The sequence below is a fragment of the Clostridium tetani genome (assembly GCF_900167265.1).
Lineage (GTDB): Bacteria > Bacillota > Clostridia > Clostridiales > Clostridiaceae > Clostridium_G > Clostridium_G tetani.
On sequence record NZ_FUWT01000016.1, the window covers coordinates 1 to 15,704 of the forward strand.

Consider the following 15,704-nt stretch of genomic DNA (forward strand, 5'->3'; position numbering starts at 1 on the left):
TTTTAGGTAGAATAGATGACATAGGAAGTTTTGGTATCCAATTAGTAGAAGATATAGTTACTATATTCACTAACTTTGGTATAGAATCAGAGATAATATGTGCTAGTATAAGAACTCCAATTCATGTATTAGAATGTGCTAGAGTAGGTGGAGACATTGCAACTGTACCTTATAAAGTATTTGCTCAAATGTTAAAGCATCCTCTAACAGATAGAGGTATAGAACAATTTTTAGAAGATTATAAAAGCATGAACAAATAATATAAGCTTTAAAATGATTTTAAAAATAAACATAAAATTGAAAGAAAAATTATGTATTTTGTCTTAATAATCCACAATATGTTAAAGCACTTATCAACATAAAAAATGTTGATAATGTTAGTAAATACTTATATTTAAAGACAAATCAAGCTTTTCCAAGAGAAACTTGTCCACAAAAATAAGTGAATTGTTATTAACTTTGTGGATAACTATAGAAAATATAGATAAATAAATTTTAAATTAAAGAAAGTTCATTAAAAGATAGTTTAGAGTGAATTTTCAGAAAGTGTCGAACACCTAGTATGAACTACATACTAGGTGTTTAATTTACATTTTTTTCAATTGATTATTTATAATGTGGGGTAGAGATTCTACGCTTGAATTCCTCTAAATTAAATTTAGAACTTATATAAACTCTATCTAGAGAATAAATACCATTCTCTTTAAAAGACCAAGTTCCAGTTGTAGATAGAGCCATAGAATATCCAGCAACTTCAACAGCTTTTAATGTATCTTCATTCCAATTACCAAAGGGATATGCTATATATTTAATATCTTTTTTTAATAAATCCTGTAAAAATTTTTTTGAATCAACTAAAGTTTTTAATTGATCTTCATAACTTAAAGTCAGAAGATCATCATGCTTAGTGGTATGACTTTGTATATCTATTCCATTATTACTCATTTCTATGATTTGTTCTGAAGTTAGATAGTTTTCATTATTATCTACTAAATCTGTGATGACAAATATCGTTGCATTAATATCTAATTCTTTTAATATAGGATAAGCATTAATATAGTTATCCATATATCCATCGTCCAAAGTTATAACTATGGATTTTTCTGGTATTGGATTGTTATTTTTTAAGAAATTAAATAATTCATCTAAAGTTAAAGTAGTATAACCTTCTTTTATTAAAAATTCCATTTGATTTCTAAAAACTTCTTTTGGAATTCTTAATTCATTATTTTCTTCATAATCAATAGAATGATACATAAGAATGGGGACACCTTTATTATTATATTTTAAATTTTCTTTTGAGAAAGTTCTTAGCTTTGAAACTTCTTTTTTATTTTGAGATGAGTTATCCACTATACTATTATTTTTTTTGTTAATAACTTGTGAATTACTTCTATTTAAATTTTCACTAGAAGAATAACAAGATGTAAAAATTAATAATGAAACAGAGAATATTGGTAGAAATAAAACTTTTTTGTTCATAATCAACCTCCTTCTAAATTTTTCGGCTACATGGAATTATATGTAATAAAATATACTTATCAACATTATCCACAATACGTATGTGAATAAGTTGTGCAATTAATGTTAGTTGTCGAAAAAAACATAGAAAAAAATTAAAAAATATGAAAAATTGAAAAAACTAAGGTTATATCTATAAGAATGTAGTTTAATGTATCAACATTATCCACATAAATGTTGATAACTTGTGGACAATCCACCAGAAACTAATTATACAATACATAAGTATATAATTAGTATATTAAAAAAACAATAAAGTATATGTTAATTATAGCATTAAAATATACAATTTATTTTAAATATGTTTGAATTATTGACAAAAAATTAGTGAATGATAGTATTTAATTATAATATGTTTAGGAGGGGGTCTAGTGAATAAAAAGTATGTAGTAGGAATAGACTTAGGTGGTACAACTATAAGCGGAGGAGTATTAGATTATGAAGGAAATATAGTTTTTAGACATACTATAGATACTAAGTCTGAACTTGGAGAGAAAATTGTACTAGAAAGAATCATAAAAGTTATAGATTATGTAATAAAAAAATCAAAGATTCCTAAGAATAATATAAAAGCAATAGGAATTGGATCACCAGGACCTTTAGATATAGAAAAAGGAATTATTATAACTAGTCCCAATTTACCATTTAAAAATTTTAATATAGTTAATCCAATAAAAAATCATTTTAAAATCTCTGTTTATTTAGATAATGATGCCAATGCGGCAGCAGTAGGAGAGTATAAATTTGGATCTGGAAAAGGAAGCAGAAACATGATATTTATAACTGTTTCTACAGGAATAGGTGGAGGAGCAATATTAAATGGGAACATATATAGAGGTAGTAGTTCCAATGCTTTAGAAATAGGGCATATGACTTTAAAAGAAGATGGAGCCATATGTAATTGTGGAAATTTTGGATGTGCAGAAGCATTGGCATCGGGCACAGCTATAGCTAAAAAAGCAAGAATGGAATTGAATAGAGGAAAAGAAAGCTCATTGAAAAAACTAAAGAAGATTTCAGCATATAATGTTTTTCAAGAAGCTAAAAATGGAGATAAATTAGCACAAGAAATTGTAGACGAGGCTTTGGAGTATTTAGGTATATGTGTTTCAAACATAATTATAACCTTTGATCCAGATACTATAGTTATAGGTGGAGGGGTATCAAAAGCTGGAGATATAATATTTAATAAAATAAACCAAGTTGTAAAAGAAAGGTGCTTTGAAGCTATGTGGAAAAATACTAAAATAATAAAAGCTTTGTTATTAGAGGATGCAGGTATTATTGGGGCAGCTTCATTAGCTATATTTGAAGAAAGTAAATAAATTTATATAATAATTTTACAAATTCTTTTAAGAATTTTCTTAACATTTGGGATATTTCATGATATTATATTAATATAGACAAAACATAAAATATTTTAGATAAAGGGTGTTGTGAAATGAAAAATAACGTTATCTATATTGATTTTGTTAAAAAGGTTAAAAAATCAAAGACAGGTTTTTTTTCAAGTTTAATTAATAGATTAAAAAGATTATTAAGTTTTAATAAATTCGCAAGCAATAAGGGTAATGTAATTGTTTACAAGAAAAATATTTCTTAATAATAATTTGTTCTGGCACATATTTGTGCCTTTTTTATTTTGGTACAATATTTTGTATAATACTTGTATAATAGAATATATAAACTTAAAATAGGTAGGTGAAAAAGTTTGGATTATATAAGGAACAAATATGTAAAAAGAAAAACTAAATATGATAAATTAAGAGAAAAACAAATACAAACTATAAATTTTATAAGTGTTTTGAGAATGATAATCTTTATTTTGGGTGTTTTATTTACTGCTATAATATATTATAAGTTTAAAAATTACTATATGAGTATATTAATTGCAGTAATATTTACTGGAGCTTTTATATATTTAGCTGTAAAACATCAAGATGTTATAAATAATAAGGAAATTATAGATAAAATATGTTATTTAAATGATAAATCTATAAAACGCTTAGATGGAAAATGGAGAGATTTTGAAGATACAGGAAAAGAATTTATAAAAGAAGATCATAATTATTCAAAGGATTTGGATATATTCGGAAGAGCATCTCTTTTTCAGTATCTAAACGCAACAAATACATACATGGGTCGTAGGCAATTAAAATCATCTTTAGAAAATCCTAATTATAATATAAAAGAAATATACGAAAGACAGGAAGCAACAAAAGAGTTATCTAAATATCTTGGATGGAGACAAAGGTTTCAGGCAGAAGGATTGCACACATCTAGCAATAAAAGTGTAGATGAATTAATTGAATGGGGAGAGCAAAGAGATGATTTTTATACTAATTCTATAGTTATTTTATTATCTTTAGTAGTACCTATAGCTACTGTAGCTACTATAATAATGTATTTTATGAAGTACATAAGTTATTCTATACCTATTTTTTTTATGATTATACAAGGAATTATGTTAAAAATAAAAAAAGAAAATAGGGATAATACATTAAAATTAGTGTATAAGTATAAAAAAATAATAAATAGTTATTATAACATGCTAGAACTTATAGGTAAAAAAGAATTTAAAAGCAAGTATTTAAAAGATTTGAAATTAAATATTATGTCCAAAGAAGAAAATAAAGCATTAAATGGAATAGATGGTTTAATCAAAATATCTAGTTTCGTTTCTGATAGAAATAATATGCTTTATTTATTAGTTAATGTAATATTACTTTGGGATTATCAGTGTATGATTTTATTAGAAAAATGGAATAAAGAATATGGAAGTGAACTTGAAAAATGGTTAGATACCATAGGCAAAGTAGAAGAAATCTCTAGTTTATCGATTATAACGCATGATAATCCAGATTGGGTAATGCCCAAATTTAATAAAGATTACCTAATTATAAAAGGTAAAAACTTAGGTCATCCTCTTCTAGGTAAGGAAAGAATTTGTAATGATTTTCAATTGGGAGAAAGGGAGAAAGTTTTACTAATTACTGGTTCTAACATGTCTGGTAAGAGTACTCTTTTAAGAACGGTAGGAGTAAATTTAGTTTTAGCATATGCTGGAGGGGTTGTTTGTGCTGAAGAGTTCTATTGTACACCTATGTATATATATACATGTATGAGAATAAGTGATAATTTAGAAAAGAATATATCGTCCTTTTATGGAGAAATTTTAAGAATTAAGAAGCTAATAGAAGGAGTAAAAACAGGTAAACCGATATTCTTTTTGTTAGATGAGATATTTAAAGGTACAAATTCTCTTGATAGACATACTGGAGCAGAAATATTAATAAATAAACTAAGTAAAGAAAATGTATTAGGAATTGTATCTACCCATGATTTAGAATTAGGAGATTTGGAAAAGCAGAATAGTAATGTTAGAAATTATCACTTCAGAGAATATTACAAAGATAATAGGATATATTTCGATTATAAATTAAGATTAGGAATTTCTACTACAAGAAACGCATTGTACCTCATGAAAATGGCGGGTATAGAGGTAGATGAAAATAATATTTAAGATTATTAAGTTGGGAGGAAGTCCATGAGAGTAGGAATAGGATATGATGTACATAAACTGGTAGATGGAAGAGATTTAATAATAGGGGGAGAAAAAATACCTTTTGAAAAAGGGTTATTGGGACATTCAGATGCAGATGTTTTATGTCATGCTATAGGAGATAGTATATTAGGAGCAGCAGCATTAGGTGATATAGGTAGACATTTTCCTGATACAGACAACAGATATAAGGGTTATAGTAGCTTAAAATTACTAGAAGAAATAAAGAGAATTATAAATGAAAAGGGATATTATATAACAAATATAGATAGTACTATAATAGCTCAAAAACCTAAAATGTTAGCATATATAAATAATATGAGAAAAAATATAAGCAAAGTTTTAGATATTTCTATAGAAGATATTAATATTAAGGCTACTACAGAAGAGGAGCTTGGATTTACAGGAAAACAATTAGGAATTAAAGCTCAAAGTATATGCCTATTAAATAAAAATATATAAAATTCTTATACTAAAAAAGGATTTTATACTGATCATATAGAATAATCAAAGTAGATAGACAAAATGTAAAAATAAGCAATAGTTATAAAAACTATATAATGAATATAAATATTTAGGAGGTATTAATATTATGAAAAAAGTAATAAACACAGAATTAGCACCAAAGGCTATAGGACCTTATTCACAAGGTATTATGATAGGAGACTTAGCATTTTTATCAGGACAAATTCCAGTAGATCCTGCCACAGGGGAACTAGCTACAGGAGATGATCCAGTTGTAGCTCAAGCTAATCAATCCCTAAAGAATGTTCAAAGTATATTAGAATCACAAGGTATGTCTTTTGATAATGTAATAAAGACTACAGTATTTATTGCTAACATGGATGACTTTGCAAAAATAAATCAAGTATATGCACAATACTTTAAAGAACCATATCCAGCAAGATCTTGCGTACAAGTAGCAAAATTACCTAAGGAAGCATTAGTAGAAATAGAAGTTATAGCTAAAAAATAACTTCATAAATATAATTGAATAAAAAATATAAGATGGCGGTTGCGAAATAATTTTAATGACAAAGTTATTTTGTAGCCGCCATAAATATATAATTAGTTGTATTAATTTTTAAAGTTATTTATCAATTTAAGTATAATATGTTCTATTTCACCATAGAAAAATTTTGTAATAGCTTATATAATTATAAATATAAATATATTTTGGTAAGGGGGAATTTTACATGAAAATCAGAAAGGTTATTATATCATCACTTATATTTTCCATGTGTTTAGGAAGCAAAGTGTTGGCTAGTAATAAATTTCAAAGTAAAGTGAATATTTCAATAGATAAGGTTTGGACAGTAAAGTTTAATTTTGGGTTGAATAGAGATACAATAAATAATAAAAATATATATGTAACAGACACAAACGGTCAAAAAATTAATGTTAATATTACTCCAGGTAAAGATGAGAATACAATAGACATAGTCCCAATAACAGGTGGATATATACCAGCGAAAACTTATGTTTTAAATTTAGGAACAGGAATTGAATCTATAGGAGGTAAAAGTTTAAAAGAACCAACAAAAATGAATTTTACCATAGAAGGTAAGAATAAAGACGGATCAAATTATATAGATTTACCTAAAGTTACAAATGTTAAGATGGAGAAGGAACCTATATTGCCAGGACAGACACAGACATTTGATTTAACTTCAACAGGAGCTAATCATGTAGAATATAGAATATTTGTTAGTAAATATACATATGGTGTGGACAAGTTTGAAGATTTTAAAGAAGTCACTAATGGTTATATAGGCAACAATAAAATAACATCAAATAAAACTTTTGAAGCAGGTAATGATGGAGAAAAATATAAAGTTATTATATATGTTAAAAGAGCAGGGCAAAAAGGATTATACAAGGATGAGCTTACAGATTTTGATAATTATTATGTAGATTATTTTAGATGTGTGAATAGGATAAACAACTCCAATATAACCAATATAAATTATAATAACACAATTGATGAAGTTCTTAATAAACAAGCACTTCCTAGCGTTTCTGTAACAGATGAAGGACCTTCAGCTTGGGTTGGAGCTAGTAGAAATCAAATAAAGTATTATTTAAATCCTGAAAACTTTACAGATGAGTATGGTAAATATATGTTTTTAAAATTAAGCTATATCGATGATAGCATTACAGCAGAAGACATAGATGGAATTTTAAAGGGAAAAGGAATATTAGAAGGAAAAGGACAAGCCTTTGTAAATGCAGGAAAAACTCATAATATAAATCCAATTTATTTAGCCTCACACGCATTATTAGAAACAGGTAACGGTAAGTCTAAATTAGCTAATGGAATTGAAGTAACAGGTGATGATGGAAAGAAAAAAGTCTATAATATGTTTGGAATAAAAGCATTTGATGCAAATCCAGATAAATATGGATCCGAATTTGCGTATGAGCAAAAATGGGTTACTCCAGAAGCTGCCATAATAGGTGGAGCTAAATATATAGCAGAGAAGTATGTAAATAGTGCTGAAAATCCAAGGGAAACTTTATATGAAATGAAGTGGAATCCATACAGACCAGGATCATATCAGTATGCTACAGATATAGGATGGGCATATAAACAAGTTAAAAATATAAAAGATTTAATGGATAAGTGTGAGAATCCAACTTTGGTATTTAAAAAGCCTGTATACAAAAAATAGCTTATATATTTAAATTACCGTGCATTTTTAATGCACGGCTTATTTTTAATTTAAGTTCAACTCATCTAAAGATTCGTCTTCTACAAAAGGAGCATAGAATTGAAAGATTCTTTCATGACCACATTTAGAACATATGCAATTACATATATCATGAGGAATACCTTCAACTATATCTATGTCTAAAAAATCAGCAAAAAAGTGACCACCACACACTTCACATGGGGTTTGGCTTATTATTTTATATTCGCTTTCTATATATTTCATTATATCTTTTATTATCATTGCATTCCTCCGATTTAATAGAATTTATAATATATTATAAATGGTAGCACTAATGAAATTTAAATGCAATATAGAAAAATGAGTCGCTTTTATTATGAGTCGAAGTTGTTTTTAAAAGTTGTAGGCATAAATAGTGCAATAATTGTAAAGAGTTCTAGTCTGCCTAATAACATTAATAGAGATAATAACAGTTTACTAATTCCACTAAATCCGCTATAAGTACAAGTAGGACCTACGAATCCAAAGCCAGGACCAACATTACCAAGCATGGATGCTGTAGCACTTGCAGCACTTTCAAAATTTATACCTTCCAATGAGATTAAAATTGTTCCTAATATAAATATTGCCATGTATAATATAAAAAAGCTACTTATACTTGCAACTGTTTCATTTGGTATAGCTCTTTCTCTATTTTTTATTGGTATTATTGCTCTTGGATGTAGAATCTTATAAAATTCTCTTTTAACCAATTTTGCTAATACCAGAATTCTTATACTTTTAATCCCACCACTAGTTGAACCAGCACATCCTCCTACAAACATAAGTAGAAAAAGAATAGATTTACTAAAGGTTGGCCACTCATCAAAATTTGTTGTTGCATAGCCTGTAGTGGTAATAATTGAGCTTACTTGGAATAATGCATCTCTAAGAGCTAATCCTATGTTATGATATATTTCAGAATTTATATTTAATGCAATTAATACTACAGATGATAGGACAATTCCTAGATATAGTTTTAATTCTTCATTTCTTAAAGCATCTTTCCATCTCCCTTTAAAGAGAGCATAGTATAATGAAAAACTAATACCAGATAGTAGCATAAATATGGATATTATAATATGAATATATGTACTATTAAAAGCACCTACACTTGAATTTCTAGTAGAAAATCCACCAGTACCTACTGTGGCAAAAGTATGTACTGTAGATTCATATAAAGACATACCACCAATTCTAAGTAATATTATTTCTAAAATAGTGATTGTAACATAAGTAATATATAAAATTTTTGCAGTATCTTTAATACGAGGTACAATTCTTTCAGCAGTTGGACCAGGACTTTCTGCTTTAAATATTTGAAATCCCCCAACTCCTATAGTAGGTAGCAATGCTACGGTGAATACAAGTATTCCCATGCCACCAATCCAGTGAGTAAAAGATCGCCAAAATAATATCCCTTTAGGAAGAACCTCTATATTATCAATAAGTGTAGCACCAGTAGTGGTTAAACCAGAAACTGTTTCAAAAAATGAGTCTATCCAGAAAGGGATGCTTCCTGAAAATACAAAGGGTAAAGAACCAAAAAAAGAACATAGAACCCATCCCAATGCTACAATAGCTAAACCTTCTTTTGCTTTAATAGATTTTTTATAGACAGTTTTTTTAGATAGAATAATTCCTATAATGCTTATTAAAACAATACTAATTATAAAGGAGAGCTTATCAGATTGATTATAATATAAAGATACTAGTAGAGAAGGTACCATTAATATGGCTTCAACGCTTAATATATTTCCCAGTACCTTGATTATGATTCCATAGTTCACTAAATATCCCTCCTTTATGCGATTTAATAAACATATTTAATGATGGTAAATCTGATGTTAAGCAGAAAACAATTATTCGATCATTTGGATGTATAATTGAATCTCCATTTGGAATAATTACATTTTCTTCATGGACAATTGCCCCAATTATAATACCTTTTGGCAAACCCAGTTTGGATAGGGGTTTTCCTACAATAGGAGTATTTTCGCTTGCTATAATTTCAGTAACTTCTCCTTGACCATCTAAAAGTAGAGATACGGATACAACTTTACCTCCACGTATATATTTTAAAATATTGCTAGCTGTAATGTTTACAGGATTTAATGCAACATCTAGACCAAGTTTATCTATTATATGAACATAGCTAGGTCTGCTTATTTTTGCTATAGTTTTGTTAACACCTGATTGTTTAGCCATTAATGCCATTAAAAGATTTTGTTCATCATATCCTGTAACACCAATAAAAGCATCCATAGAAGAGAGATTTTCTTCTTCTAGAAGATTCATATCTGTCCCATCTCCATGGATAATTAATACGTTATTAAGTTTTTCAGATAAATATTCACATCTTTTTTTATCTTGTTCAATTATTACTACATTTATATTATATGAAGTCAATCTTTGGGCTAAATAGTAGCCTATTTTTCCACCACCTAGAATCATAGCATTTTTAACATGTTTTTTATTTATATTTACATCAAGCTTGCTATTCAATTTCTCAATATTCTTGCTTTGTCCAATTATGTGAATTACATCGTTTTCAACTAACTCTATTGAGCCATAGGGAATAATAATAGTTCCATTTCTAGATATTGCAGTAATTAATAGTCCATCTAGGTCATCAATATCTTCGATTTTTTTACCTACAAAATTATTCATATTTCCTATATTAAAATCAACCATTGAAACTTTCCCACTTGCAAAATCACCTGAGTAAAAATTATAGTTTTTTAATAGATATTTCTCTATTGCATTTGCAGTTGCTAGTTCTGGATTAATAATATGGTCGATACCCATTTCAGCTTTAACAAAATCTAGTTGTTTCATATATTCTGGATTTCTAATTCTTGCTATAGTCTTTTTACATCCAACTTTTTTAGCTAGAGCACAAATGATTGTATTAGTTTCATCGCTACTTGTTGCTGCAACAAGTAGATCATAAGTTTCAATACTTAGTTCTTTAAGTACATCCATTTCTATTCCATTTGCAGTAACAGTTAATACATCCAGATGATCATTTATCCTTTCTAAAACTTTGGGATTTGAGTCTACCAATGTTACGTCAATATCTTCATTTAACATAGCTTCAGCTAGTTTGTAGCCTAACTTTCCTACACCTACTATTATTACTTTCATTTTTATCATCTCCTGATTTAAAAAGTAAGTAAAAAAATAAGGACCCAATATTATGCCTAACATAAAAGCTAGGGCAATATTAGTCCGTTGTAATGCTTAATTAAAGAGTAGCAATTGCAACCTTAAAACTTACATTTTTACATATGTAACCCAAATAATGTTACTTATTTAAAGGGTATAGTCTATTAGAGTATAAATTATGGAATCATTATATCTTAAATTCAATGGATTTTCAATACACTAAGATAATCCATTTTAACTACTAAAAGTATACTCTGAGTTATATTATCCATATATATTAAATAATATATATGGATACGAAGATAAATAAGTATATTTATGATAAGGAGAGATAAAATGGTAAATTATATATGGTTTTTTATATTAATTATAGGCATAGTAGTTGGAATTATAACAGGTAGAGGAGAGTTAATGTCTAGAGTTATAATATCTTCTACAACTTCTTCTGTAGATCTAATAATAAAACTTCTGGGTATTATGAGTTTATGGTGTGGAATTATGAAAATAGCTGAAAAAAGTGGACTAACAGATAAATTGGCTAAAATTTTAAAACCTATATTAAGGTTAATACTTAAAGATGCAGGAAAAGATGATAAAACATTGGGTTCTATAGTTATGAATATAACAGCAAATATGATGGGACTTTCAAATGCAGCTACACCTTTTGGAATAAAAGCTATGGAAAATATGCAAGAAATAAATCTAGATAAAGATAAGGCAAGCGATGATATGGCTATGTTCCTTGTTTTAAATGCCGCTTGTATACAAATAATTCCAACCACAATAATATCCATAAGAGCTGCTTCAGGTTCTAACAGTCCAGCAGATATAATACTACCATCCATTTTGACTACGGGTATGGCTGGAATTGTGGGAATTATAAGTTGTAAGATATTGGAAAAATATTTTTAAGTAGGTGATATTTTGGCAAATATAATAATTCCTATTATTATAATGACTATAGTAATATATGGAATGATGAAAGGTGTAAAGGTGTATGAATGTTTTGTAGAAGGAGCTAAGGATGGTATGAAAATATGTATAAACATATTTCCATACATGTTGGCCATGCTTTTAGCTATAGGAGTATTAAGGGAGTCTACAGCACTAGATTATATTATAAGTTTTGTAAATCCTATTGTTAAATATATAGGATTACCAGGAGAGGTATTACCTTTAGTTTTTATGAAACCTTTATCAGGAAGTGGTGCTTTAGGAATATATACAGATATAATTACAAACTATGGAGCAGATAGCTATATAGGAAGAGTTGCTTCAGTAATAATGGGTTCTACAGAAACTATATTTTACACGTTAACGGTTTATTTTGGAGCAATTGGAATAAAGAAAATAAGACATACATTATGGGCAGCTATAATAGCAGATATATCAGCGGTAGTTTTTTCTGTAATAATTTTAAATTTATTATATTAAAAACACTTTAAATAAAAAATACACTGTTATAAAATATATATAAGAATATATATTAAGGAGATTATAACAATGATACATTTAGAAAATGTTAGTAAGTCCTATAACGGAACTACTAAGGCTGTAGATAATATTAGCTTGAGTATAGAAAAAGGTGAAATATTTGGATTTTTGGGACCTAATGGAGCAGGAAAGACTACTACCATAAAAATGATAACTGGCATTTTAAATGCAGATGAAGGTGAAATAAAAATAAATGGAGTGGATATAAAAAAAGACCCATTGAGAGCTAAAATGCAGTTTGGATTTGTACCAGATAATCCAGATATGTTTTTAAGATTAAAGGGAATAGAATATTTAAATTTTATAGCAGATATATATAAAGTTTCACAAGAAAAAAGAGAAGAAAAAATAAAAGAGTTATCATTAAGATTTAATATGGAAAATGCCTTAGATGATAGGATACAAAGTTACTCTCATGGTATGCGTCAAAAAATAATAATTATGGGAGTTTTAATACATGATCCAGAGGTATGGATATTAGATGAGCCTATGACTGGACTAGATCCAAAATCGGCATATATATTAAAAGAGATGATGAGAGAACATGTTAAAAGTGGAAAAACTGTATTCTTTTCAACGCATGTGCTAGAGGTAGCGGAAAAATTATGTGATAGATTAGCCATAATTAACAATGGTAAAGTATTATTATGTGGAAAGCTTAATGAAATAAAGGAAAAGTTTAAGGAAGATGAATCTTTAGAAAAAATATTCCTAGAGGTAACTGAAAATGAGTAGATTTATATCTCTTACAAAGGTTTTTATTAAGACTAATTTAGGAGAGGATAAAAAGAAGGCTATTACGTTGGTAATATTATTAGCCATAGGATTTGCGCCTCTTTTAAAAAGTTTTGCCATGGCAACCTCCGCTGCTTATGATATATTAAAAGAAATAAATGAAGAAAGTATACTTTTATATACAGGTTTATCAGCTACTTCTTTGGCTATATTCATATTTGCTATATTTCATGTAATGAATACATTTTATTTTTCTATGGATATAGAAAGTTTACTACCACTTCCACTGCGTTCATATGAAATAATGGGGAGTAAATTAATACTTATAGTGATATATGAATATGTAACAGAAATAATATTTTTATTACCTATATTGATACAATATGGTATAAAAATTAATGCAGGAGTCAGTTATTATATTTATGGAGCTATAATATTTTTGGTAAATCCAATTGTTCCAACAATTCTATGTACTATATTAATAATGATAATCATGAGATTTTCTAATTTAGGAAAAAACAAAGATAGATTTAAGATGATTAGTGGAGTTATTGCATTAGGTATAGGTATAGGAATTAATCTACTTATACAAGGTACTTTTTCTAAAGATCAAAGTAAAGATCAGATTCAAAATATAATAATGGGAATTAAGAATAAATACGTAGGAGTTTTATCCAAAATTTTTACTACTACTAAATCAGGAGTATATAGTTTAGTAGAACATAATAATATCAAAGGATTTATTAATATTTGTTTATTTTTAATAATAACTTTATTATTTTTAGTAATATTTATATATATAGCAGAAAAACTTTATTTAAAAGGAGTTGTAGGAATATCAGAAACTACATCCACAAGAAAGGTGATAGAAGATAATAAATTACATAAGTATACCACAAAAAGAGATGTTGTTATATCTTATGTTTTAAAAGAAATAAAAGTACTTTTAAGAACACCTATATATTTTATAAATTGTATATTGATGAATTTTTTATGGCCAATATTTTTTATATTACCTATAGCTATGCAGAAAGATATAAATGAAATAACACAATATGCAAATGCAATGTTGCAAGATAGTAATGGGATGAAGACTGTAGTTATTATAGCTTTTTCAGTTATATTATTTATAACTGCCACAAATGGTATAGCTGCATCTTCAATATCACGGGAAGGACAAAATCTATATTTCAATAAATTTATACCACTAGATATAAAGAAGCTGTTTATATCTAAGATATTAACAGCGGTTATAATAGAAGTTGTAAGTACATTCCTTATTCTACTATTAGTAAATTTAATAATTAAAGTTCCTTTAATTGTTGCTATGAGTATAGTTATTATAGCCATACCAGCTATGTTTTTTTCATCATTAATGGGCTTGATTATAGATTTATATTATCCTAAGTTAAATTGGGATAATGAACAAAAAGCAGTAAAGCAAAATCTTAATATAGTAGGTAATATGGTGTTAAATATAATAATAGCAGTAATAACAGCTATTACATTTATAGATCTAAATTTAAATTTAACCATCACCGTTTTACTTATTATGGCAATATATACTTTAATAGATATTTTCATGTATAATTTCTTGAAAAATAAAGGAGTATCTATGTTTAATGATATCGAAGTTTAGTTTAAATTTGTGAAATATTTGTTTGGAGTGAAGTTTTGTGTTAGGGTGGAAAGAACTACATAATAATTGTTTGGCTTGTAACAAGTGTGATTTATCTAAAAATAGAACTCATATGGTTTTTGGAGAAGGAAATTCTAAGGCTGATATAATGTTTATTGGTGAAGCTCCAGGAGGAGACGAAGATAAAACGGGGAGACCCTTTGTAGGTAGGGCAGGACAGTTTCTTACAAAGATGTTGAATAGCTTAGACTTAATACGAGAAAGAGATTATTATATATGTAATATTTGTAAATGTAGACCTGAAAACAACAGAAATCCTAAAGAAGATGAAATTAAAGCTTGTATACCTTATTTAAGAAATCAATTTGCACTAGTTCAGCCTAGAATAATAGTATGTTTAGGTGCTATAGCTACTAATCAGATTATAAGTGATCAATGGAGAATAACTAGGGATAGAGGAAAGTGGATAAAAAGAAAAGGGTGCTTTATCACAGCCACTTTTCATCCAGCAGCGGTATTACGAGATGAAGGGAAAAAGCAGTATATTTTCAGAGATTTACAAGAAGTGAAAAAGGCATATGAGAGTTTAAGAAAAGTTGACTAGTTAGAAATTTCAAATATAATTAGTATAAAATTAGTTGACATTGTAAAATATATATAATATTATTACTTTGAACCATGATATTAAAATGCAATGAAAGGAAGAGTAGTAAACCTAAGGTATTTAAAAGAGAGTGAGGAAAGGTGAAAGCTCACAATACTAAGAGTTTATGAATATGGACCTGAAGCATAGTATTTGAAATTAGAGTAAAGTACTACGGTAGCAACCGTTAAATTGCAAAGTGATTATATAGTCACTTATGGAGGTCTTATT

Annotated in this window: 16 protein-coding genes and 1 other annotated feature (1 of these 17 running past the window's edge); of the genes, 12 read left to right on the forward strand and 4 right to left on the reverse strand. The window is 27.5% G+C overall.

The genetic code is table 11. From position 1 onward, the window contains the following. Positions 1-260 (forward strand): transaldolase family protein (locus tag B5D21_RS11350; RefSeq protein ID WP_278320379.1); only part of this gene is annotated, 260 nt, incomplete at its 5' end. A gap of 346 nt (positions 261-606) precedes the next feature. Here B5D21_RS11350 and B5D21_RS11355 read toward each other — a convergent pair. Then, positions 607-1,485 (reverse strand): polysaccharide deacetylase family protein, encoded by an 879-nt coding sequence (locus B5D21_RS11355; protein WP_396349710.1) that lies wholly within the window; start codon positions 1,483-1,485, stop codon positions 607-609. A 407-nt stretch (positions 1,486-1,892) separates the two neighbouring features. On the opposite strand from B5D21_RS11355, the gene B5D21_RS11360 reads away from it, so the two are divergent. From B5D21_RS11360 to B5D21_RS11380, 6 genes are all read left to right on the forward strand, one after another. Further along, entirely contained in the window at positions 1,893-2,846 is a 954-nt protein-coding gene (locus tag B5D21_RS11360) for an ROK family protein (protein ID WP_011098545.1), read from the forward strand. A 116-nt stretch (positions 2,847-2,962) separates the two neighbouring features. Then, on the forward strand, positions 2,963-3,124 hold the full coding sequence (locus B5D21_RS14205) for a hypothetical protein (RefSeq protein ID WP_115603865.1): 162 nt from the start codon (positions 2,963-2,965) through the stop codon (positions 3,122-3,124). 108 nt (positions 3,125-3,232) lie between these two features. Beyond that, positions 3,233-5,044 carry a MutS family DNA mismatch repair protein gene (locus B5D21_RS11365; protein WP_011098546.1) on the forward strand — a complete coding sequence of 604 codons (1,812 nt, stop codon included), beginning with the start codon at positions 3,233-3,235 and terminating at the stop codon, positions 5,042-5,044. A gap of 24 nt (positions 5,045-5,068) precedes the next feature. Further along, the gene (ispF, locus tag B5D21_RS11370) at positions 5,069-5,545 is read left to right on the forward strand and encodes a 2-C-methyl-D-erythritol 2,4-cyclodiphosphate synthase (RefSeq protein WP_011098547.1); all 477 of its coding nucleotides are present in this window, start codon (positions 5,069-5,071) and stop codon (positions 5,543-5,545) included. A 130-nt stretch (positions 5,546-5,675) separates the two neighbouring features. Then, on the forward strand, positions 5,676-6,059 hold the full coding sequence (locus B5D21_RS11375) for a RidA family protein (RefSeq protein WP_011098548.1): 384 nt from the start codon (positions 5,676-5,678) through the stop codon (positions 6,057-6,059). Between the two features lie 220 nt (positions 6,060-6,279). Further along, positions 6,280-7,755 carry an N-acetylglucosaminidase gene (locus tag B5D21_RS11380; protein WP_011098549.1) on the forward strand — a complete coding sequence of 492 codons (1,476 nt, stop codon included), beginning with the start codon at positions 6,280-6,282 and terminating at the stop codon, positions 7,753-7,755. A 45-nt stretch (positions 7,756-7,800) separates the two neighbouring features. Here B5D21_RS11380 and B5D21_RS11385 read toward each other — a convergent pair whose 3' ends face one another. The 3 genes from B5D21_RS11385 to trkA form a co-directional block, all read right to left on the reverse strand. Beyond that, positions 7,801-8,037 carry a hypothetical protein gene (locus B5D21_RS11385; RefSeq protein ID WP_035110897.1) on the reverse strand — a complete coding sequence of 79 codons (237 nt, stop codon included), beginning with the start codon at positions 8,035-8,037 and terminating at the stop codon, positions 7,801-7,803. A 92-nt stretch (positions 8,038-8,129) separates the two neighbouring features. Next, the gene (locus tag B5D21_RS11390; protein ID WP_011098550.1) at positions 8,130-9,584 is read right to left on the reverse strand and encodes a TrkH family potassium uptake protein; all 1,455 of its coding nucleotides are present in this window, start codon (positions 9,582-9,584) and stop codon (positions 8,130-8,132) included. After that, entirely contained in the window at positions 9,535-10,941 is a 1,407-nt protein-coding gene (gene trkA, locus B5D21_RS11395) for a Trk system potassium transporter TrkA (protein ID WP_023437066.1), read from the reverse strand. Before trkA ends, B5D21_RS11390 begins: the two co-directional genes overlap by 50 nt. A gap of 357 nt (positions 10,942-11,298) precedes the next feature. Between trkA and B5D21_RS11400 the strand changes: the two genes are divergently transcribed. The 5 genes from B5D21_RS11400 (at position 11,299) to B5D21_RS11420 (ending at position 15,434) form a co-directional block, all read left to right on the forward strand. Beyond that, positions 11,299-11,874, forward strand: coding sequence for a nucleoside recognition domain-containing protein (locus B5D21_RS11400; RefSeq protein ID WP_035110902.1), 576 nt, complete (start codon positions 11,299-11,301; stop codon positions 11,872-11,874). 42 nt (positions 11,875-11,916) lie between these two features. Further along, the gene (locus B5D21_RS11405) at positions 11,917-12,396 is read left to right on the forward strand and encodes a spore maturation protein (RefSeq protein ID WP_052040442.1); all 480 of its coding nucleotides are present in this window, start codon (positions 11,917-11,919) and stop codon (positions 12,394-12,396) included. A 69-nt stretch (positions 12,397-12,465) separates the two neighbouring features. Further along, entirely contained in the window at positions 12,466-13,191 is a 726-nt protein-coding gene (locus B5D21_RS11410) for an ABC transporter ATP-binding protein (RefSeq protein WP_011098554.1), read from the forward strand. Next, the gene (locus B5D21_RS11415) at positions 13,184-14,830 is read left to right on the forward strand and encodes a putative ABC transporter permease subunit (RefSeq protein WP_011098555.1); all 1,647 of its coding nucleotides are present in this window, start codon (positions 13,184-13,186) and stop codon (positions 14,828-14,830) included. Before B5D21_RS11410 ends, B5D21_RS11415 begins: the two co-directional genes overlap by 8 nt. Before the next feature lie 37 nt (positions 14,831-14,867). Continuing rightward, the gene (locus B5D21_RS11420; protein ID WP_011098556.1) at positions 14,868-15,434 is read left to right on the forward strand and encodes a uracil-DNA glycosylase; all 567 of its coding nucleotides are present in this window, start codon (positions 14,868-14,870) and stop codon (positions 15,432-15,434) included. Positions 15,435-15,515: 81 nt separating this feature from the next. Next, positions 15,516-15,704 (forward strand) — a binding site (T-box leader) (it continues 56 nt past the right edge of the window).

What these genes read in the sequence shown, in the direction of transcription:
- B5D21_RS11400 (WP_035110902.1), top strand. Translation starts at nt 11,299, where the DNA reads ATGGTAAATTATATATGGTTTTTTATATTAATTATAGGCATAGTAGTT.
- B5D21_RS11410 (WP_011098554.1), top strand. Translation starts at nt 12,466, where the DNA reads ATGATACATTTAGAAAATGTTAGTAAGTCCTATAACGGAACTACTAAG.
- B5D21_RS11415 (WP_011098555.1), top strand. Translation starts at nt 13,184, where the DNA reads ATGAGTAGATTTATATCTCTTACAAAGGTTTTTATTAAGACTAATTTA.
- B5D21_RS11375 (WP_011098548.1), top strand. Translation starts at nt 5,676, where the DNA reads ATGAAAAAAGTAATAAACACAGAATTAGCACCAAAGGCTATAGGACCT.
- B5D21_RS11380 (WP_011098549.1), top strand. Translation starts at nt 6,280, where the DNA reads ATGAAAATCAGAAAGGTTATTATATCATCACTTATATTTTCCATGTGT.
- B5D21_RS11405 (WP_052040442.1), top strand. Translation starts at nt 11,917, where the DNA reads ATGACTATAGTAATATATGGAATGATGAAAGGTGTAAAGGTGTATGAA.
- B5D21_RS11385 (WP_035110897.1), bottom strand. Translation starts at nt 8,037, where the DNA reads ATGATAATAAAAGATATAATGAAATATATAGAAAGCGAATATAAAATA.
- trkA (WP_023437066.1), bottom strand. Translation starts at nt 10,941, where the DNA reads ATGAAAGTAATAATAGTAGGTGTAGGAAAGTTAGGCTACAAACTAGCT.
- B5D21_RS14205 (WP_115603865.1), top strand. Translation starts at nt 2,963, where the DNA reads ATGAAAAATAACGTTATCTATATTGATTTTGTTAAAAAGGTTAAAAAA.
- ispF (WP_011098547.1), top strand. Translation starts at nt 5,069, where the DNA reads ATGAGAGTAGGAATAGGATATGATGTACATAAACTGGTAGATGGAAGA.